At 64.4% G+C, this 19,358-nt stretch carries 19 protein-coding genes and 1 tRNA gene; 5 read left to right on the top strand and 15 right to left on the bottom strand.

All coding sequences use genetic code 11. From position 1 onward, the window contains the following. Positions 1-51: 51 nt before the first annotated feature. From ACMDCR_RS26295 to ACMDCR_RS26285, 3 genes are all read right to left on the bottom strand, one after another. The gene (locus ACMDCR_RS26295) at positions 52-1,134 is read right to left on the bottom strand and encodes a 5-(carboxyamino)imidazole ribonucleotide synthase (RefSeq protein WP_413989440.1); all 1,083 of its coding nucleotides are present in this window, start codon (positions 1,132-1,134) and stop codon (positions 52-54) included. Continuing rightward, complete coding sequence (purE, locus tag ACMDCR_RS26290) at positions 1,131-1,655, bottom strand: 5-(carboxyamino)imidazole ribonucleotide mutase (protein ID WP_413989439.1); 525 nt, start codon at positions 1,653-1,655, stop codon at positions 1,131-1,133. The genes ACMDCR_RS26295 and purE overlap by 4 nt, the downstream gene beginning before the upstream one ends. Before the next feature lie 197 nt (positions 1,656-1,852). Continuing rightward, positions 1,853-3,445 (bottom strand): glucan biosynthesis protein, encoded by a 1,593-nt coding sequence (locus ACMDCR_RS26285; protein ID WP_413989438.1) that lies wholly within the window; start codon positions 3,443-3,445, stop codon positions 1,853-1,855. A gap of 115 nt (positions 3,446-3,560) precedes the next feature. Here ACMDCR_RS26285 and ACMDCR_RS26280 point away from each other — a divergent pair, with 115 nt between their 5' ends. Continuing rightward, a complete protein-coding gene (locus ACMDCR_RS26280) occupies positions 3,561-4,121 on the top strand; it encodes a DNA-3-methyladenine glycosylase (RefSeq protein ID WP_413989437.1) in 561 nt (186 codons plus the stop codon). 49 nt (positions 4,122-4,170) lie between these two features. Here ACMDCR_RS26280 and ACMDCR_RS26275 read toward each other — a convergent pair whose 3' ends face one another. The 10 genes from ACMDCR_RS26275 to ACMDCR_RS26230 form a co-directional block, all read right to left on the bottom strand. After that, the gene (locus ACMDCR_RS26275) at positions 4,171-4,839 is read right to left on the bottom strand and encodes a FecR domain-containing protein (protein WP_413989436.1); all 669 of its coding nucleotides are present in this window, start codon (positions 4,837-4,839) and stop codon (positions 4,171-4,173) included. Between the two features lie 461 nt (positions 4,840-5,300). Continuing rightward, positions 5,301-6,092 carry an SDR family oxidoreductase gene (locus ACMDCR_RS26270; RefSeq protein WP_413989435.1) on the bottom strand — a complete coding sequence of 264 codons (792 nt, stop codon included), beginning with the start codon at positions 6,090-6,092 and terminating at the stop codon, positions 5,301-5,303. A gap of 25 nt (positions 6,093-6,117) precedes the next feature. Next, positions 6,118-7,089 carry a sugar-binding transcriptional regulator gene (locus ACMDCR_RS26265; RefSeq protein ID WP_413989434.1) on the bottom strand — a complete coding sequence of 324 codons (972 nt, stop codon included), beginning with the start codon at positions 7,087-7,089 and terminating at the stop codon, positions 6,118-6,120. Between the two features lie 142 nt (positions 7,090-7,231). Then, positions 7,232-7,996, bottom strand: a complete 765-nt coding sequence (locus tag ACMDCR_RS26260; RefSeq protein WP_413989433.1) for an SDR family oxidoreductase — start codon at positions 7,994-7,996, stop codon at positions 7,232-7,234. Positions 7,997-8,013: 17 nt separating this feature from the next. Then, positions 8,014-9,513, bottom strand: coding sequence for a sugar ABC transporter ATP-binding protein (locus ACMDCR_RS26255; protein WP_413989432.1), 1,500 nt, complete (start codon positions 9,511-9,513; stop codon positions 8,014-8,016). 153 nt (positions 9,514-9,666) lie between these two features. Further along, complete coding sequence (locus tag ACMDCR_RS26250) at positions 9,667-10,599, bottom strand: sugar ABC transporter substrate-binding protein (protein WP_413993735.1); 933 nt, start codon at positions 10,597-10,599, stop codon at positions 9,667-9,669. 85 nt (positions 10,600-10,684) lie between these two features. Next, the gene (locus ACMDCR_RS26245; protein ID WP_413989431.1) at positions 10,685-11,665 is read right to left on the bottom strand and encodes an ABC transporter permease; all 981 of its coding nucleotides are present in this window, start codon (positions 11,663-11,665) and stop codon (positions 10,685-10,687) included. Positions 11,666-11,705: 40 nt separating this feature from the next. Continuing rightward, a complete protein-coding gene (locus tag ACMDCR_RS26240) occupies positions 11,706-13,199 on the bottom strand; it encodes an FGGY-family carbohydrate kinase (protein WP_413989430.1) in 1,494 nt (497 codons plus the stop codon). After that, the gene (locus ACMDCR_RS26235; RefSeq protein ID WP_413989429.1) at positions 13,199-14,188 is read right to left on the bottom strand and encodes a transketolase family protein; all 990 of its coding nucleotides are present in this window, start codon (positions 14,186-14,188) and stop codon (positions 13,199-13,201) included. The genes ACMDCR_RS26240 and ACMDCR_RS26235 overlap by 1 nt, the downstream gene beginning before the upstream one ends. Further along, positions 14,185-15,090: a transketolase gene (locus tag ACMDCR_RS26230; RefSeq protein ID WP_413989428.1), complete on the bottom strand. Its 906-nt coding sequence runs from the start codon at positions 15,088-15,090 to the stop codon at positions 14,185-14,187. The genes ACMDCR_RS26235 and ACMDCR_RS26230 overlap by 4 nt, the downstream gene beginning before the upstream one ends. 397 nt (positions 15,091-15,487) lie before the next feature. Here ACMDCR_RS26230 and ACMDCR_RS26225 point away from each other — a divergent pair, with 397 nt between their 5' ends. From ACMDCR_RS26225 to ACMDCR_RS26215, 3 genes are all read left to right on the top strand, one after another. Beyond that, a complete protein-coding gene (locus ACMDCR_RS26225; RefSeq protein ID WP_413989427.1) occupies positions 15,488-15,790 on the top strand; it encodes a hypothetical protein in 303 nt (100 codons plus the stop codon). 185 nt (positions 15,791-15,975) lie between these two features. Next, a tRNA-Glu gene (locus tag ACMDCR_RS26220) sits at positions 15,976-16,051 on the top strand. 16 nt (positions 16,052-16,067) lie between these two features. Then, positions 16,068-17,081, top strand: a complete 1,014-nt coding sequence (locus ACMDCR_RS26215) for an RluA family pseudouridine synthase (protein WP_413989426.1) — start codon at positions 16,068-16,070, stop codon at positions 17,079-17,081. Positions 17,082-17,175: 94 nt separating this feature from the next. Here ACMDCR_RS26215 and ACMDCR_RS26210 read toward each other — a convergent pair whose 3' ends face one another. After that, positions 17,176-17,574, bottom strand: a complete 399-nt coding sequence (locus tag ACMDCR_RS26210; protein WP_413989425.1) for a hypothetical protein — start codon at positions 17,572-17,574, stop codon at positions 17,176-17,178. After that, the gene (locus tag ACMDCR_RS26205; protein ID WP_413989424.1) at positions 17,571-17,936 is read right to left on the bottom strand and encodes a DUF883 family protein; all 366 of its coding nucleotides are present in this window, start codon (positions 17,934-17,936) and stop codon (positions 17,571-17,573) included. The genes ACMDCR_RS26210 and ACMDCR_RS26205 overlap by 4 nt, the downstream gene beginning before the upstream one ends. A gap of 469 nt (positions 17,937-18,405) precedes the next feature. Here ACMDCR_RS26205 and rpoH point away from each other — a divergent pair, with 469 nt between their 5' ends. Then, complete coding sequence (rpoH, locus tag ACMDCR_RS26200; RefSeq protein ID WP_413989423.1) at positions 18,406-19,293, top strand: RNA polymerase sigma factor RpoH; 888 nt, start codon at positions 18,406-18,408, stop codon at positions 19,291-19,293. The last annotated feature ends 65 nt before the right edge of the window (positions 19,294-19,358 follow it).

Here is a 19,358-nt window from a genome sequence, read left to right as displayed (position 1 = left end):
AGCGGCGTCATATCAGACGGGGCTTCACCTGTCCATACAGTTTAGCACGGATCAGCGACTCTTGGGGAAAATCCGCGTGACATGGCCCATTTTCCGGCCCGGTCGCGCTTCGTGCTTGCCATAAAGATGAACGGAGGCATTGGGTTCGGCCGCTAGAGCGCGCCAGGAATTGACGCTGTCGCCGATGAGATTTGTCATCACGGCGTTGCTGTGACGATCGGTCGAGCCGAGCGGCCAGCCACAGACGGCGCGCACGTGATTCTCGAACTGGCTGACCAGGCAGGCATTCTGCGTCCAGTGACCGGAATTGTGCACCCGCGGCGCAATCTCGTTGACACGCACGTTGTGATCGGCGGTGACGAACATCTCCACCGCCAGCACCCCGACATAGTCGAGCGCCGCGATAATCTTGGTGGCGATGGCGCGGGCCTGGTCCTCCACCATGACGGATAGCCGGGAGGGTACGATCGACTGGTCGAGGATGTGATCGTGGTGCTTGTTCTCGACAAGGTCATAGGTGCGGGCGGCCCCGTCATCGCCGCGGACCGCGACAACCGAGACCTCGGCCATGAAAGGCACGAAGGCCTCGAGGATAGCGGGCTGGCCGCCCATGCGGGCAAGAGCTTCGGAGAGGTCGCTGCCAGGCCGGATGATGGTCTGACCCTTGCCATCATAGCCGAAACGGCGCGTCTTCAAGACGCTCGGGCGCCCGAGCGCGGCGACGGCGGAGGCGAGGTCGGCATGGCTGTCGACGGCGCGAAATTCCGCAGTGCCGATGCCGAGGGAGCGCACGAAGGTCTTTTCCGTCAGGCGGTCGGCCGTGGTCTCCAAGGCGCGGACGGCAGGCAGCACCGGACGCGCGGACGAGAGGATGGCGGCGGTGGCGGCCGGGATGTTTTCGAACTCATAAGTGATCGCATCGACACTCTCGGCGAAGGCGGCAAGGGCGGCGGGATCCTCATAGGCAGCGCAGGTATAACGGTCGGCAATCTGGAACGCCGGGCTTGCCTTGTCGGGACAATAGATATGGCTCTGGATGCCGAGTTCCGCTGCGGCCAGCGCCAGCATGCGGCCGAGCTGGCCGCCACCCAGGATGCCGAGCGTCCCGCCCGGCGGCACACGCACGCCGCTCATGCCTTGGGAGCCTCGTCATTGCTGGGATGTTCGGCTACGGCGGCTGTCTGCGCCGCGCGGTAGCGATCGAGCCGGGCGGCGAGGCCTTCATCGTGCAAAGCGAGCACGGCCGCCGCCAGCAATGCGGCATTGATGGCGCCGGGACGGCCGATGGCCAGTGTGCCGACGGGAATGCCGGCCGGCATCTGTACGATGGAATGGAGGCTGTCGACGCCTGACAAGGCCTTGGATTCGACCGGCACGCCGAAAACGGGCAGGGGGGTGAGCGCGGCCGCCATGCCGGGCAGGTGAGCGGCGCCGCCGGCCCCGGCAATGACGAGCCGGTAGCCTTTCGCCTTGGCCGTCCGGGCGAAGTCGTAGAGACGGTCGGGCGTGCGATGGGCCGAGACGATCAGCGCCTCATAGCCGACGCCCAGCGTTTCCAGGGTCTGCGCCGCATGGCGCATCGTGGCCCAGTCGGACTGGCTGCCCATGATGATGGCGACAGGCTTGGCCTGCCCCGCCGCGGCGGTTGTTGGCATCGAGACTTCCTTCGGCAAAAGGGGTGTCTAGTGCATGACGCGGCGTTTGGGAAGGAGGGGAGCGTCATCCCGGACGCGCCGCAGCGCGAAGCGATGCTGCGCAGATCCGGGACCGTGGGTGGAGTAATGTATCTTCCCGCGATCCCGTGTCTGCGACGCAGCACTACATGCTGCATCGCGCACGGGATGACTTCGCATCAGAACGGGTGGTACTGGTAGAGCCAGGTCTCGCTCAACACCTTGTCGCCGAGCTTGAGATAGCAGCGCATCTCCACCGGATCGGGGCCGGTGACCTGCAGGTCGAATTGGGCGCGCCAATGGCCGTTGATGCCATCGGGCACCGCCTCGGTAAAGATATAGGAGAGTTCGCCGCGCGAGGCGGTGATGACCGGAACGGGCTTTACGCCATAGGGCAGGTCCTTGAGCGAGTCACCCAGGAACTCGATCATGAACTTGCGCAGGCCCGGCGGGCGCGGCTGTCCGGGATGGCCGCCATTGCCGAGACGCGTCGCCACGCAGCGGGCGAGATTGGTGGGGAAGGGCTCGTCCGCCGCCCAGTGCAGGCGGTATTTCAGGTTGAACTCCTGGCCGGCCTTGACCGGATCCTTCGGCACCCACATGGCGACCACATTGTCGTGGATCTCGTCATCGGTGGGGATCTCGATGAGTTGCACCTGGCCGTCACCGAAGGGCGCCAGGGGCTCGACCCAGAGCGAGGGCCGCCGGTCATACATCACGCCGTCGAGATAATGGTCGAAGATACGGTCGCGCTGCAGCAGGCCAAAGCCCCGCGGATTGGAATCCGTGAAGGTCGAGGTGATCGTCGCCGGCACATTGTTGAGCGGGCGCCAGATATGCTCTCCCCCTCCCGTCCACATCGCCAGGCCGTCGGAATCATGGACTTCCGGCCGCCAGTCGATCGCCGTCGGTTTCACGGTCTCCGAGAACCAGTACATCGAAGTCAACGGCGTCAGGCCGAAGCGGTTGATGTCGTTGCGCGTGAAGACACGCGCATCGATGTCCATCAGCACGGCCTTTTCGCGCGTCATCAGGAAGGAAAAGGCGCCGGCGACGGAGGGGCCGTCCAGCAGGGCATAAACCTTGATCTGGTTTGTGGATCCAGCCACCGGCTCCAGCCAGAATTCCTTGAAGTCGGGGAATTCCTCCTGGTGCGGTGGGTTTGGATCAGCCGCATTCACGGCAAGGCCGCGGGCGGAGAGGCCATATTGATAGAGCTCACCGATGGCGCGGAAATAGGATGCGCCGAGGAAGGCGACCCAGTCATTCTTCTTCCAGTCGATCGGGCCGGTACGCGGCTCCTGGAAGCGGAAGCCTGCAAAGCCGACGCCTTCGGGCAAGGCCTGGGCCGGGCTGTCGGCCGGCATGTCGAATGAGGATTTGCGGTAGATGATCTCGCTGGCGTTCTTGCCGTCGACCACGTTGATCGTCACCTTCTTCTGGAAGAAGGTGCCGAGATGGAAGAAAGTCACCGGGAAGGGGGCAGGTCCGTTTGCCCAAAGCGCGTCCTCGGTCTTGAACTTGATCTTGCCGAGTTCTTCATAGGTCAGCCTGGAAGTGATGTCCGCCGCAGGCTTCTCGGCCGGCACATAGGCTTCCGTCGCCAGCTTGCGGGCCCGGTCGACCAGTCCGTCGAAGGAAAAGGGTTCGGCGGGACCGAAAGTCAGGGCCCCTTCATCGGCGAACGCGGCCGCGGGCAAGCCCAGAACAATCAGGGTTGAAAGGCTCACGGCTCCCTGGAGGAATTGCCGCCGGTCGAAAGCGTCGTTCATCAACAAGTTCCTAACTCAAACCGAGCCGCAAGCTAAACAGGGAATATCTGGAGTCAATGCCAAGCTGTATTAAACATGGCCTATTTCATGACAATAGATTAATCCCACCGACGTCATGACCTTCCTTCCCGCTTCCTTCTATAACCGCAACGTCCTCCAGGTGGCGCGCGATCTGATCGGCGTGACGCTCCTGGTCGACGGGGTGGGCGGGGTGATCGTCGAAACGGAGGCCTATGATCGCGACGATCCGGCCTCGCACACCTATCGCGGACAGACGCCGCGCAACACAGTGATGTTCGGGGCGCCGGGCCACATCTATATCTATCTATCCTACGGCATGCATTGGTGCGCCAATCTCGTCAGTGGAGAGGGCGCGCGGGCCAGCGCCGTGCTGCTGCGCGCGCTCGAACCCCAGGTGGGGATCGAGCGCATGGAGGAGCGGCGGGGCGTGACGAAGCGGACGCTGCTCTGCTCCGGTCCGGGCCGGCTCTGCGAGGCCCTCGGCCTTACCGGTGCGCAGAACGGGCTTGCGCTGACGCAGCCCCCTTTCGAACTCCAGCGTCGCCGGGAGGAGCCGCCCATCGTCGCCGGGCCGCGCATCGGCATCACCAAGGCGATGGAGCGGCCCTGGCGTTTCGGGTGGGATGGCTCGAAATTCCTCAGCAAGAAGTTTTGAAACAAAAGGGCCCGAGAACGGGCCCTCTCTCCTCGCTTGAGCCGTCGTCCTACTTGCCGCCGAAGATGTCGCAGATCTTGGAGCTTGGCGAGCCCGTGCAGTGTTCCGTGGGCGAGCCCTGGGCGGGAACGATGCGGATGACGCGGTCATCGCCGACGAGGGCGGTTTCACCCGGCTTGACGATCTTGCAGTAGCCGATGGGGCGGTGCGGCGGGCAGATGAAGGTCTTGCCTTCGTAAAGCGTGATGGCGCTGGTCGGCGAGCGCGAATCCACCTGGAATTTGGTGCCACGGACGCCGATCGAGGCCTGGGGGGCCTGGATCTTGTAGGCGCTCTTGGCCGAGTCTCCCGTCGCGAAGCGGAAGGCGCCCCGGGCGAACTGCAGCACGACAGAGTTGGCCTTGCCATTGCCGGCATAGACGAAGGTGTCCAGGGTCACCGAAGAGCGTGAGCCCAGCATAAGGTGGGTGTTGTCGAGGAAACGCAGCTCGATCACACCGCTTGGCCCGGTCTCGATCTTTTCGCCCTGGTGGACTTTCGAGCCGATTGCGAGCAGGCCGGAGACGGTGCCATGGACCGCCGGCGTAAGGCCGACCACATCGCCGATCACGGTCGGGTCCTCGCCGACGGGCGCCTTTTGAGCGTAGGCTGTCTTAAAGGAATTGGCTGCAAGCAAAATCAGCAGCACGGGGACAAGACGCAGGAGACGGGCCATCATGACGAGTTTCGAACCATTGAGCGAATGTTACATTTGTTTGACGTCTGCTTTCCTCCATATTAACTCGCAAGCAAGGGGAAAGTGAAGCGCTATTAATCATGATGAGCTTTGCTTGCTCAAAATTAAGATACGTGTTGCTTTTTTGCATCCCAATTAATCCAAGGATGGGTTGAGAAGTGATAGTAATTGATGGGTATATCTTAATCCTCTTCGATCTGATTCTCTTTGTACCCAGAGCCTCAAAAGGACAATCAGGAGTCTAAGCCCCTCACATTACACTACGGAACTAACCCCTTTGGGGTAGAGGGTATCCGCGCAATTCATTGAAAAATGCAGATTTGTTGATTAGTCTCAAGCAGCCGCCGGTCACTGTCACGCCGCTCTGTACCAACAGGGAGGCGAGATAAAGCTCCGCCCCTTGTTTCATCGGTTAAACACGTTCCGTCGGCGTGGCTCATTCCTTATGACATGATGAGCCCGCCATCGACGTTGATGGTCTGGCCCGTAATGTAAGCCGCGTCTGCGCTGGCAAGAAAGGCCACCAGGCCCGCCACATCGTCGCCTGTGCCGGCGCGCGCCATTGGAATGTTGCGCACCCATTCGGCCATCAACTCGCCTGGCTTGTAGTTGCCGAGGAGCTTGCCCCAGGCGGTATCATTATAAGCCCACATGTCGGTCTCGATGATGCCCGGGCAGAAGGCGTTGACGGTGATGCCTTCCTTGGCCACTTCCTTGGCAAGACTTTGCGTCACGCCAACCACGCCAAACTTCGAGGCGGCGTAGTGGGGGGTGAAGATGAAGCCTTGCCGGGCTTGACCAGAGGCGGTGTTGATAAGCCGCCCGCCCTCGCCATGCTTGCGCATGCGCCGGATTGCTTCCTGGCAGCAGAGGAACACGCCCTTGGTGTTGACGTCCATGATCTTGTCCCACTCCGTCTCGGTCATGTCCTCGATACGAGCGATGGTGATGACGCCGGCATTCTGCACCGAGATGTCCACGCGGCCGAAATGCTGCTCGGCCGCGTCATAGAGGCCTGCGACGCTTTCCTTGTCGGTGACGTCGCCCACGAAGGCCACGGCCTTGCCGCCGTTGCCCCTGATCCCGGCCGCCACTTCCTCGACCCGCACTTCATTGGCGCTGACCAAAACGGCCGCCCCCTCCTCGGCGAAACGGCGAGCGATGGCGGCGCCGATACCGCGGCTGGCGCCCGTTATCACCACGGTCTTGCCAGCAAAGCGGGAAGGGGAAGTCATGGCATGTCCTTTCAGGTCGTGTTGATCAGAGCTTTGGAGGCGGTCCGCCGGCGAGCAATTGCCCGGCGGTGAAATGATCGGTGATGAGCACGTCGATATAGCCGCCAAGCATGGCAGCGCGGATGGCCGGCACTTTGCGTGAGCCCCCGGCGACCGCCACCACGCGCTTTGCCGCCTTGATTTCCGCGAGCGTCATCGAGATTACGCGGTCGTTCAGTGGCGTGATCACCGGGGCGCCCTGGGCGTCGAAGAAGCGCAGCCCCATGTCGCCGACGGCGCCGTGCTCGGCGAGTTCGTCGAGTTCCTCGCGCGTGAAGGCGTTGCCGGAATTGACCAGCATGTAGGAGGGCGTCATCGAACCGATGCCGACCAGCGCAAGCGTCACCTCTGCGAAGCAGCGCAAGGTCTCCTCCACGAAGGGATCGTTCACCAGGATGCGGCGGCTCTCTGGAGAGCCCGCGACGCCGGGGGCGGGCAGGAACTGCGCCTTGGCGTTGGTTAGCTGGGCGAGGCGGGTGACGATGTGCTGGGCGTGCGACTGCATGGTCGGATTGCCCATGCCGCCGAAAGTCTGCACCACCTTGCTCGCCTGCACCCGCTTGATCGGCGTGATGGCGTCCACCGTGCGCAGGAGCGACAGGCTCCAGGATGAGATGCCGATCACTTCATCGTCGGCGATCGTGCTCTCGAGGAAATGCGCTGCGGCATCGCCGATGGCGGCAAGGATGGCTTCATCCCGCTCGCTCATCGCTTCGGCGACGATGACTTCATCGATGCCGAAGCGATCGCGCAGCCCCGCCTCCAGCTCGGCGAATACGCCCGGGGGCGGCGTGATCGAAATGCGGACGATGTTCTCGTCAAGGGCCCGTTTCAGGAGACGCGAGACGCGCGCCTGGGGAATGTGCAGCCGCTCGGAAATGTCCGACTGCTTCACGGCGTCGAGATAATACATCTGCGCGACGCGGGTGATGAGGCGTAGTTCGTCGACCCTGGACATGGTTCTTATCGTTGTTTGGCAAGAATGAGTGTTCCGTGCGCTTGCGGCGCGGCGGTGCGGAAGCCTCCATTCTCGACCGGATCGCGGGGAACCGACAAGCGCCAATCTCACTCGTGCACCGTCGCATGCCCCCATGGCCAGGTCACCAGCACTCGAAGCCGCCATCCACGAGAAGGTCGACGCCCGTCACGAAGGAGGCTGCTGCGCTGGCGAGGAAGACCGCCGGCCCGACCATTTCGTCGACCAGAGCCATGCGTCCCATCGGCGTCTCGGCTTCGAAGCGCTTGACCTGTTCGGCAACCTCGGGACGCAGGTTCATCGGCGTCGAGGTGTAGCCGGGGCTGATGGCGTTGACGCGGATGCCGCGATCCACCCACTCCATCGCCAGGCTCTTGGTGAGATGTACGACCCCGGCCTTGGACGTGTTGTAGTGGATCTGCTGAATGCCGCGATTGACGATGGAGCCGGACATCGAGGCGATGTTGACGATAGCGCCACGCTTCCTCGGCAGCATCACCCGCGCCTGCGCCTGGCAGGACAGGAAGATGCCGGTGAGGTTGATGTCGAGCATGTGCTGCCATTGGTCGAGCGGCATCTCCTCGGCCGGCGCGGCATTGGCGATGCCGGCGGCGTTGACCGCGACCTGCAGCGGTCCGAGTGCCTTTTCGGCTTCGCTCACCGCCCTGGCGAGATCGTCGGCCTGCGTGACATTGCCTGCGAGGGCGATGGCCTTGCGCCCAAGCTTCTCGATAGCGGCAACGGTCGCGCCGATGCCCTTGGAACCCGGCAGGTCGAAGCCGGCAATGTCGGCGCCCGCCTCGGCAAGACCGATCGCGATACGCTGGCCGATGCCGCTGCCGGCGCCCGTGACGAAGGCGGTTTGCCCGTCCAGTCTGAAGATCTGCATGAACCCATTTCCTGCTGTCAAAGCGTGGCGCGTTCCATTACGGACACGCGATTGGCCTGATCGTGATCGAGGATGCCGCGGTTGAGGCCTCGGCTGAGGACCATCACGCGATTGGCAAGGCCCAGCACTTCGTCGAGGTCGGAGGAGACGACGATGACGGCAAGGCCCTGTTTGGCGAGTCCGGCGATGACGTCGTAAATCTGGGCCCGGGCGCCGACATCGATGCCGCGCGTCGGCTCGTCCAGGATGACAACCTTGGGCCGGCGCGAGATGCATTTGGCCAGCACCACCTTCTGCTGGTTGCCGCCCGAGAGGTGATTGACCGGCTGTCCGGGGCTCCCCTTCACGCCGAAGCGTTTGATATTCTCATTGGCATAGCGGCGCACCGCGCTCGGCGTGACGAAGCCCGAGGGCGCCACGCGCGGGTAGTTGCCGAGGGCGATGTTATCGCCGATCGTATGTTCGAGGATGAGGCCCTGGTCCTTGCGGTCCTCCGGGACCAGCACGATGCCGGCAGCCAGGCTGTCCGCCGGGCTTCTGGGCGCCAGCGGCTTGTCGTCGATGGTAATGGAACCGGCGGCGATCGGATCGGCACCGGCGATGGCGCGTACCAGCTCGGTGCGCCCGGCACCGACAATGCCGGCGATGCCGAAGACTTCACCGGCATACACGTTGAAACTGACGTCGCTGAAGGATTTGTCCGGCGCGCTCAGCCCTTCGACACGCAGAACCTCGCGACTGCCGGCGGCGGTGATGGCGGGGAACATGCGCTCGACCGAACGGCCCACCATGGCCTCGACCAGGGTCTTCACCGGCACCTGCGCAGTGGCATAGGTTCCGACCAGGCGCCCGTCGCGCAGTACCACCACGCGATCGGCTATGCGGGCGATCTCGTCGAGGCGATGACTGATATAGATGAAGCCCATGCCCTCCTTCTTCAGGCGCTCGACCTGTTCGAAGAGGTGGTCGGTCTCCTCGCCGCCCAGCGCCGCAGTAGGCTCGTCGAGGATGAGCAGCCTGGCATCGAGGGTGAGGGCCTTGGCGATCTCGACCTGCTGCTGGGCGGCGACGCGCAGATTGCGCACCAGGGTCGAGGTCGGCACGTGGAGGCCAAGGCGATGGAGCTGCTCGGCCGCGCGCTTCTCCATCCCGGCACGGTCGATACGCCCCATGCTGGTCGGCTGGCGGCCGACGAAGACATTTTCGGCGATGGAGAGATCGGGAAGCAGCCGCATCTCCTGGTGGATCAGCCCGATACCCTGGGACAGGGCATCACGCGGATTGGCGGGTGCGTAGGGCCGGCCATTCCAGGTCATGGTGCCGGTGGTCGGCTGCACCAGCCCGGCGATGATCGAGGAGATGGTCGACTTGCCGGCCCCGTTCTCACCGAGCAGGGCCACCACTTCGCCCGGACCGACGTCTAGGTCGACGCCTTCGAGCACGGTAACCGGGCCATATTTCTTGCCGGCACCGCGCACGGACAGGCCCACGGCGAGAGGTTCGTTGGATTGGGACATGGTGGGTCTCCAGGGTGTCATCCCGGACGCGCTGCAGCGCGAAGCGATGCTGCGCAGATCCGGGACCGTTCGAGGAGTAGGGCGCTCTTCGGGTCCTACCGTCCCGTGTCAGCGGTGCGGCATTGCATGCCGCACCGCGCACAGGATGACCGCTTACGGATGCTCGGCGATGTACTGATCCACATTGTCCTTGGTGGTCAACGCCGCATCCTGCAGTTGCTCGGCCGGCAACTTCTTGCCGGCGACGAGGTCGAGGGCCGACTGCAGGGCGAGCTTGCCCATGAACTGCGTGCGCTGGGTCATCGTGCCATCGAGCGTGCCGTCCTTCACGGCCTTGAGGCCGGCGAGGTCTCCGTCGAAGCCGAAGACCCAGACCTTGTGGTCGGGGCTGGTGGCCTTGACGGCTTGAGCCGCGCCAAGGGCGAGGGCATCGGCACGGCCGAAGAAGACGCTGATGGTCGGGTCACGCTGCAGCATGTTCTGGGCGATGTTGAAGCCCTCGTCCTTCATCCACATCTTGGACGCTTCGCGGGCCACCTCCTTGATGCCGGGGCAGGCCGCCATGGCTTCCTTGAAACCCTTGTCGCGATCGAGCTCAGGCGTGGTGCCGATCTGGCCCTGAATGACGCCCAGCACGCCGGTTCCGCCGGTCTGCTTGCAGGCATAATCGCCCAGCGTCTTGGCGGCGACCACCGAATTGGTGGCGATGAAGGTGTCGCCGGGGGCGTCGGCCGGGTTGCGGTCGACGGCGACGACCGGGATGCCGGCAGCCTTGGCCGCCTTCACCGGCACGCTGGCCGCGGCGGCGCCGGCCGGGATATAGATGAGGGCCTGCACCTTCTGCGTGATGAGATCCTGGATCTGGCTGACCTGCGTGGCGCCATCGCCCTTGGCATCGACGGTGATGACCTCGGCGCCCATGGCATCGGCGTTCTTCTCGACCGACTGCTTGATCTGGTTGAAGAAGTCGGCCTGGAGGTTGGCGACGGCGAGGCCCACCTTGATCTTGTCGGCGGCGAGAGCGCCGGAGAGAGCGAGCGGGGAGACGGCAAGAGCGAGCGCCAGGCCGAGCATGCGCGTTTTCATGGTCATAGAGCAGTTTCCTCAGTTGGTGGTTTGCTTGTTGAAGGTCTACTAGGGCACCGGGTGGGCACGGCCCGCCCCGATCTGGTTACCGGCGTCGCCGGATGAGGGTGTCGAAGGCCACGGCCGCCGCAATCATGATGCCGATGATCACGTCCTTGTCGTAGGTCTGGGCGCCGACCTGGCTGAGGCCGGAATTGAGGACGCCGATGATCAGGACGCCGATCAGCGTGCCTCCTATGCTTCCGACCCCGCCCGAGAGGCTGGCGCCGCCGATCACCACCGCGGCGATGGCGGTGAGCTCATAGCCGAGGCCGTCATAGGGCTGGGAGGTCTGCAGGCGGGCGGCATTGGCCATGCCGGCGACGGCCGAGAGCGCGCCGGCCACGGCATAGACGATCACGATCTGCAGCTTCACGGAGATGCCGGCGAGGCGCGCCACTTCCGGATTGCCGCCGATGGCGTAGAGGTTGCGGCCGGCGGGCCGGTATTTCAGGAAGGCCCAGGTCAGTACTACCAGAGCCAGGAAGAAGGCGGTGGTGACCGTGATCAGGCCGAAATGCCGATATGTATTGAGGGTGTTGAAGGCGTCCGGCCAACCCGAGACGACATTGCCGTCGGTGTATTTGTTGGCGAGCCCGCGGGCGATCGTCATCATGGCGAGGGTGGCGATGAAAGGGGGCAGGCGCGCCTGCGTAATCAGGAGGCCCGAGACAAGGCCGCAGGCCGCGCCTGCAAGGATGCCGATGAAGAGCGCGAGCACGAAGGGCAGGCCGACGATCGAGAACAGCCAGCCGGTCGTCATCGCCGAAAATGCCAGCACCGAGCCGACCGAAAGGTCGATGCCGCCGGTGATGATCACCAGCGTCATGCCGATCGCCAGGATGCCATAGACGGTGACCTGGTCGAAGATGATGATGGCGTTCTGAATCGTGAAGAAATGCGGCGCCCGGATCGAGAAGAAGGCGATCAGCACGAGGAGGCCGATCAGGGGCCCCCAAATGCCACTGGTCAGGTCGATCTTGAAACGGGACGTAGTCTGGCCCGTATTCTCCGCTTGAGCTGACATTCCTGTTCCTTCCCGTGTCGAGTTCGTCCGCTTTGCGCGATTATCCGTGCCGTTCAGGCGCAGGCCGAAGGCGCGAGCGCGCCACCGCGTCGAGCCAGTGCCGGCGTTCGACTTTCCGGGCGCGCGCCTCCATCACAGGCTCGAAGACATCGTGCGGACGTTCCAGCCCCGCGAGGGTCTTGGTGTCCCAGAGCCCGGCCTTGAGGCCGGCGAGATGGGCGACGCCGAGGGCGGAGAGTTCGGTCGTGCGGCCGCGCAGAATGGGACGGCCGATCATGTCGGCCTCCATCTGCATGAGCTGGTCATTGCGGGTCGGCCCGCCATCGACATGGAGCCGGCGCAGCGGGGTGCCGCTGCGGTCGAGGGCTTCCACTACGTCGGCGATCTGGTGCGCGATGCTGTCGAGGGCCGCGCGCGCGATGGCCTTGCGGTCGGTGCCAAGCGTCAAGCCGGTCAGGAGTCCCGTCGCTTCTGCATCCCACCAGGGTGCGCCAAGCCCGTTGAAGCCGGGCACGAGCGCGACGCCGTTGCTCGGCGTGGTCCTCGCGAGCGCGGCGAGTTCTTCAGTGGTAACGCCGAGGATGCCGGCAGCCCAGCGCAGGGTCGAGCCGGCGGCGCGGATGTTACCTTCCGCCGCCAGGGCAAGCTTATCGGGCGTGACGCCGTCGATGGCCCAGGCAATGGTGAGGCAGAGGCCCGGATCGAGTGAGGCGCCGTCGGCGACGAGGCCCATCACCGAGGAGCCCGTGCCCTGTGTCGCCTTGGCTTCGCCCGGCGCGATGGCGCCATGGGCGAAAAGGGCGGAATGGGAATCGGCCATCACCGCCAGCACGGGGATGCCGTCCGGCAGGGGCGCGAGGCCGCGCAGGGCGGGAAACGGGCCGGTCGAAGCCGTGAGCTGCGGTAGCGCCTCGGCCGGCACCCTGAAGAGATCCAGCAGGCCCTGCTCCCAGCATCCCTTCGCGACGTCGAGGAGCTGCGTGCGCGAGGCATTGCCGGCTTCGATCAAGTGCTCGCCGGAGAGGCGGCTGAGCAGCCAGCTGTCGATGGTGCCGAAAAGGATGTCGCCGGCCCTTGCCTTCGCCCGATCCGGGTCGAGCTCATCGAGCAGCCAGTTGAGCTTCAGCGCCGAGAACATCGGGTCGAGCGGCAGGCCGCTGGCGCGCCTCACCATGGCAAGGGTGTCGGGCGCGCCGATCTTGTGCGCCAGCGCGGAGGTTCGCTGGTCCTGCCAGGACAGGACGGGAGAAAACGGCGCACCCGTCCTGCGGTCCCACAGCAGGCAGGATTCGCGCTGCGTGCTGATGCCGGCCGCGACGACACGAGAGGCGAGGTCCGGCGAGACGCAGGCCGCGACGGCCGACTTGACGCTCGCCCAGATTTCGTTGGCGTCCTGCTCGACCCAGCCGGGCCGGGGATGGCTTTCGGACAAGGACGCCTGCCCGCGCGCCACCACGGCGCCGGAGCCGTCGACCAGCAGGCACTTGGTTGAGCTCGTGCCCTGGTCGATCGCGAGGACGAGCGGGCCTGCCATCAATGTATTCCCTTGCCCAGGAGGCCGAGCGCTGCCTTGACGATGCCCTGCGCATTCAGGCCGAAATGGTCGAGCAGGAACTGCGTGTCGCCCGTTGGCGCAAAGCCTGATACCCCGAGGATCTTTATCGGCACGGGATGGTGCTGCGATACGGTTTCGGCTACCGCGCCGCCGAGGCCGCCGCCGACAACCGCTTCCTCCGCGGTGACGATGCGCCCGGTTTCGCGCGCGGCCTTGAGGATGGTCTCTTCATCGAGTGGCTTGAGGGTCGAGACATTGAGGATGCGGGCCGAAATGCCTTGCTGTGCAAGCATGTCGGCGGCATCGAGCGCTCGCGAGACCATGGTGCCGATGGCGGCGATGGTGACGTCATTGCCCTCGCGAAGCATGGCGATCTTGCCCGGCTCGAACCGGGACTCGGACGGGTTGACGGCCGGGATCTTGAAGCGGGGGATGCGCATGTAGACAGGCTTTCCGGCGCCGGCGGCCCAGCGCACGGCCTGGCGGGTCTCCTGCGGATCGGCAGGCGCCATCACGGTGAGCTCGGCGATCGCCCGCATCCAGGCATAATCCTCGATCGAGTGATGGGTCGGGCCGAGTTCGCCATAGGCCATACCTGGCGACATGCCGCACAGCACCACCGGATATTGCGAGTAGGCGCAATCCGCCTTGATCTGCTCGGTAGCGCGGCCCGACAGGAAAGGCGCGGCGGCGCAGACGAAGGGAATCATGCCGGCATTGGCAAGGCCCGCACCGACACCCACCATGTTCTGTTCGGCGATGCCGACATTGACGAGGCGATCGGGAAATTCCTTCTGGAAGGCACCGAGGTTGCTGGAGCCGACACTGTCGTTGCATACGGCCACGATGCGGCTGTCGGCCCGGGCAAGAGCGGTCAGCTCCTCGGCGAAGGCAACACGGCAGTCGAACGTTTCTTTTGCGAAGGTTTCGGCCGCCCCGGCAGGGCGCGGAGTTTCAAGAGCGCTCATTTCGACAGTTCCTTCAATGCGATCTCGACCTGCTCGGCGCTCGGCACTTTGTGGTGCCACTCCACCCTGTCCTCCATGAAGGAAACGCCGCGCCCCTTATAGGTCTTGGCGATCACGGCGCGGGGCTTGTCGGTGCCTGGGGCAGCAAGAACCTCGAGCAGGGCCGCCGTGTCATGCCCGTCGATATCGGTCACGTCCCAGCCGAAGGCGCGGAACCTGTCGGCAAGCGGTTCGAGCGTGTTGGTGGCCTCCGTGCCGGCGCCCTGCTGGAAGCGGTTGCGGTCGACGATGGCGGTGAGGTTTGCAAGCTTGCGGTGGCCTGCAGTCATCGCGGCCTCCCAGTTCGAGCCTTCCTGCAGTTCGCCGTCACCGAGCACCACGAAGGTGCGCCAGTCCTGCCCGGCGAGCTTGGCGCCGACAGCGGCGCCGACGCCGATGGGCAGGCCGTGGCCGAGGGGACCGGTATTGGCCTCGACGCCGGGGATCTTGCGGCGGTTCGGATGGCCGTTCAGCGCGGCGAGCGGCTGCATGAAGGTGTCGACGGCTTCGGGATCGAAGAAACCGCGCAGGGAGAGCACGCTGTAGAAGGCGGCGGCGCAGTGGCCCTTGGAGAGGATGAAACGGTCGCGGTTCGGCTTGGCCGGATTGGCTGGATCGATGTCGAGCACGCCGAAATACAGGGTGGTGAGGATGTCGGTCACCGAGAGGTCGCCACCGACATGGCCAAGTCGCGCCTTGGCGATGGTCTTGACGATCTTGATGCGCACCTGGCGGGCGATCTCGGCGAGAGCCTTCGGATCAGACGTGGCGCCGAAGGCGGGGGAGGCCACGGCTCGCAACTCCGGGTCCGGGGCTGCCATCACGGCGTCCTGCAACGCTGATTGGCGATAGGGCGCTGTCATCTGTCCTCCCCGTCCGGGATTTGAATATTTATTCACTAATGATATTAAATTCAAAATAGCACATGGAACCATGCTGTCAAGTGCGGTCGTCATGACTTGTCAGGTCTGGGCGGCGAGGGCTGGGTGGGTGGAACTCCAATAGAAGCCAACCTCAGGTCGGCGGTCGCGGCGGAAGATCGTGATCCTGCCGCTACGAAGGATATCGGCTGAAAGGTTCCCTTGAATCGCTTCAGCACTATCCCATCTGGGGTGTGTCAAATCGCACAGACCGATTCGAAAGGATATGCAGGAGCGATTCGTCACCCTTAAAGCGCATGGCAGGTCAGCTTATGCTGCGGTGCAATATCGTTCGAATCCTGCTATGTTGAGGGCGATCAAAGAGAAGGCATTCACTCCCGTGAGCGAGACCTGGAAGACAAAATATGGCAGCCGGCGTGTCAAGCAGGCGCTTCCCACCATCGAGGAAGCCATGATTGCCGCGGAATGCCTTAGCGAGGATTTCGAGCAGCAGATCGAGATCGCTGCATCCCTGCTCGGTATCGGCGCAGAAGAAGTGCGCGCCGTCGCCAAGCGCCCGGCGCCGCTCAAGCCGACCGAGCGGCGGCTGAGCCTACCGATCGGGCAGCCCCGCGCCTCCGCCGCGCCGCGTTCCGTTGTGGTGGAATACCGCGCGCCCAAGCGCCTGGTCGGCGTGCGCTAGGGCGCTATCCGCGCCGGTCGCGGCTTACCCCAAGTCTCGAGGGAGCCATCGCCCGACGGCTTCCTCCTCCCGCAAATGGCATCGCCAGGCCCTGAACAACGGCGGCCGGTCTGCGAATGCGAAAAAGCGCAGATTGGTCCTTGCTCGCGACGAGCTTTCCCGCTATAGGCCCACTCCTTGCCGCTGCTCCCATCGTCTAGTGGCCCAGGACGTCGCCCTCTCACGGCGAAAACACCGGTTCGAGTCCGGTTGGGAGCGCCATCCGCCTTAGGCGTGTATGACCAATCCAGTATATCCCGTTTACACCACCTTCGAGGTTGCCGAAGCCGGTGAGCGTATCGATCGCTTCCTGGCGCGCCAGTTCCAGGGCCCTGAGGCACAGCCTCTTTCGCGCACGCGCATCAAGGCGCTGATCGAGGCCGGCCATGCGCTGCTCGACGGCAAGCCGGTGCTCGATGCCGGACATATCCTCAAGGTCGGGCAGACGGTGGGGCTGGGCGTGCCGGAGGCGGCGCCGGCCGAGCCGCGGGGCGAGGATATCCCGCTCGCCATCGTCTATGAGGACGACGACCTTCTCGTCATCGACAAGCCGGTGGGCCTCGTGGTGCATCCGGCCGCCGGCCATGAAAGCGGCACGCTGGTGAATGCGTTGATCGCCCATTGCGGTGATTCGCTCTCGGGCGTCGGCGGCGTGAAGCGGCCGGGCATCGTGCATCGGTTGGATAAGGATACCTCCGGCCTGCTGGTCGTTGCCAAGAACGATCGCGCCCATCAGGGGCTCGCCGCGCAATTCGCCGATCACGGCCGCACGGGGCCACTGGAGCGCGCCTATCTCGCCTTCGTCTGGGGCGGCACCCGCCCGCATGGCACCGTCGAGACCGGCATCGACCGCTCGACCCGCAACCGCGAGAAGATGGCCGTGGTGCCGCTCGGGCGAGGGCGCGAGGCGATCACCCACTATACCCTGGTCGAGACCTTCGGCGAACAGGCGGGCCAGCCGCTGGTCAGCCTGGTGGAATGCCGGCTCGAAACCGGCCGCACCCATCAGATCCGCGTGCACATGGCCCATCTCGGCCATCCCCTGCTGGGCGATGCCGTCTACGGTTCGGGCTTCAAGACCAAGGCCGCGCTGCTGCCGGAGGAGGCGAAGGCCGCTCTCGCCGCGATGGACCGGCAGGCGCTGCATGCCCGTCTGCTCGGTTTCGAGCATCCCGTGAGTGGGGAGCATATGGTGTTCGAGAGCCAGCTGCCGGCGGATCTGGCCGCCTTGGCGCAGGCTTTGCGGGGGTAATGACCCTGGGACCACAGGCTTCCAGCCTGCTCTTCCTCTCCTGCAGGTGTATCGTTTCCAAGAGCGGGCAAGGTGGCCTGCGATCCCAGCGTGCCTATCTCTTCCGGCCGAACCAGAAGCCGCCGGCGAGGGCGGCGATGACCAGGGCCTGGGTGACGGACTTCTTGTCAGGCAGCACTTCCGAGGCAAGGCCGGCGGCGGCGAGCATGGTGGCGGCGAGCGCCTCGCGGCGCTTGGCGCGCTTGTCCAACTGCATCGATACCGCAAGCGCGATCAGGGCGGTCACCGCGAACAGCCCGGCAAGGGCGGCATCCGCCCAATAGGGACCGTAGCGCTCGCCGACGAAACGGTGGAGACTTATAAGGCCGATGACCGCAATGGCCACCACGCAGAGCCCGGCGATGCCCTGCCACAGAAAAACGGCCCCGCGCTGGCGCAGGGCCGTGCCCACTTCCTTCTTGGCGAGGCTGCCGAGAGCAACAAGGCGCATCACGAGCGGTTCTTGCTCCACAGGCCGAGCAGCAGGCCGATCCCCGCGGCGATCGCCACCGATTGCAGCGGCTTCTTGGTGATATAGTCGATCGTGGCCTTCTGCAGGTCCGAGGCCTGCTCCCTGGCCGCATCGCTGATCTCGCCTGCCTTGCTTCCGACATCGCTCAGCGTGCTGTCGAACATCTGCCTGGCGCTCTTGGCTTCCTTGGAAAGGAGCTTCGACAAGGTGGACTTTTCCTCGTCGATGAAGCTGCTGAGCTGCTCCGTCAGGCGGGCAACCTCGGCGCGCAGTGCGTCGATATCCGTGGTGAGCGCATCGGATATGCGTGCCTTGGCCTGTTCCACTCGCTTGTCTCCATCCATTCTCATGTCTCCCGTACTGGTGAACGATGAAATGCGGTCTTCGTTTTGGTGTGCGAGGAACTTCCTTGGGGCAGATTTGTTCCCCTCAACAGATAGAGAACCCGGCTGATAGCACAAGGTAAACGAGTGGTTACGGTAAACACCACGGCCGCGGCTATCTTGATCCAGCGCAAGGGCCCAGACCTGCCGGTCATGCTGCAAGAGTCTTTCGGAGCCCTTAGCGCAATGCATGGCGGACCTCCCAAAATTGCAACGTGAAATCGCCGCAATCGGGCGCATGATACGCGGTCGATAGGGGATTGGTCCGTGTCTGCAAGGGCACATGCGGGGCCGCCAGGTGGTGCAGGAAGGTTCCTGAAGGGGTCTTCACAAATGCATGTGCCGTCCCCATATCACGTAGGCGTCGTCTGCCCAGTACGGGGGATGGCGATTGAACCGCCCAAAAAGGGGGTTCAGAGGAGAGGAACATATGGCTTCTGCCGCGCTTCCCGTCTTGGCCGCCGAGAGTGGCCTTTCGCGTTATCTCGATGAAATCCGCCGCTTCCCAATGCTCCAGCCGGAGCAGGAATACATGCTTGCGAAACGCTGGCGCGAGCATGGCGATCGTGATGCGGCTCACCAGCTTGTAACTTCGCATCTGCGTCTGGTCGCCAAGATCGCCATGGGCTATCGCGGCTACGGCTTGCCGCTGGGCGAAGTCGTGTCCGAAGGCAATATCGGCCTGATGCAGGCCGTCAAGCGCTTCGAGCCGGAAAAGGGCTTCCGCCTTGCCACCTATGCCATGTGGTGGATCCGCGCCTCGATACAGGAATATATCTTGCGCTCCTGGTCGCTCGTGAAAATGGGCACCACGGCCAACCAGAAGAAACTCTTCTTCAACCTGCGCAAGGCCAAGAGCCAGATCTCCGCGCTGGACGAGGGCGATCTCCGTCCCGACCAGGTGCAGTCGATTGCCAAATCGCTCGGCGTGCAAGCGCAGGAAGTGGTGGAGATGAACCGCCGCCTCGGTGGCGACGCCTCGCTCAACGCGCCAGTGCGCGAGGATGGCGACGGCGAATGGCAGGACTGGCTGGTCGACGAGACCAGCAACCAGGAGGCCCGTCTCGCCGAGAGCGAGGAGAGCGACAATCGCACCACCGCGCTCCGCCAGGCCCTCAACGTCCTGAACGATCGCGAACGGCGAATCTTCGAGGCTCGTCGCCTGGTCGATGATCCGATCACGCTCGAGGAGCTGTCGGACGAGTTCGGCGTCTCGCGCGAGCGCGTGCGCCAGATCGAGGTCCGCGCCTTCGAGAAGGTGCAGGCCGCCGTGCGCTCAGGCGTCGCCCGTCTCGAGGCGGTGCACGCCCCGGCCTAAGGTCAATACCGTCAAGGCAAGGAAGCCGCCCGAAAGGGCGGCTTCTTTTGTTGGAGTGCCGTTCC

Source organism: Labrys okinawensis (assembly GCF_047345005.1).
GTDB classification, from domain to species: Bacteria; Pseudomonadota; Alphaproteobacteria; order Rhizobiales; family Labraceae; genus Labrys; species Labrys okinawensis.
The sequence above is the reverse complement of the archived record's forward strand: the minus strand, read 5'-3'. Positions and strand labels throughout refer to the sequence as shown.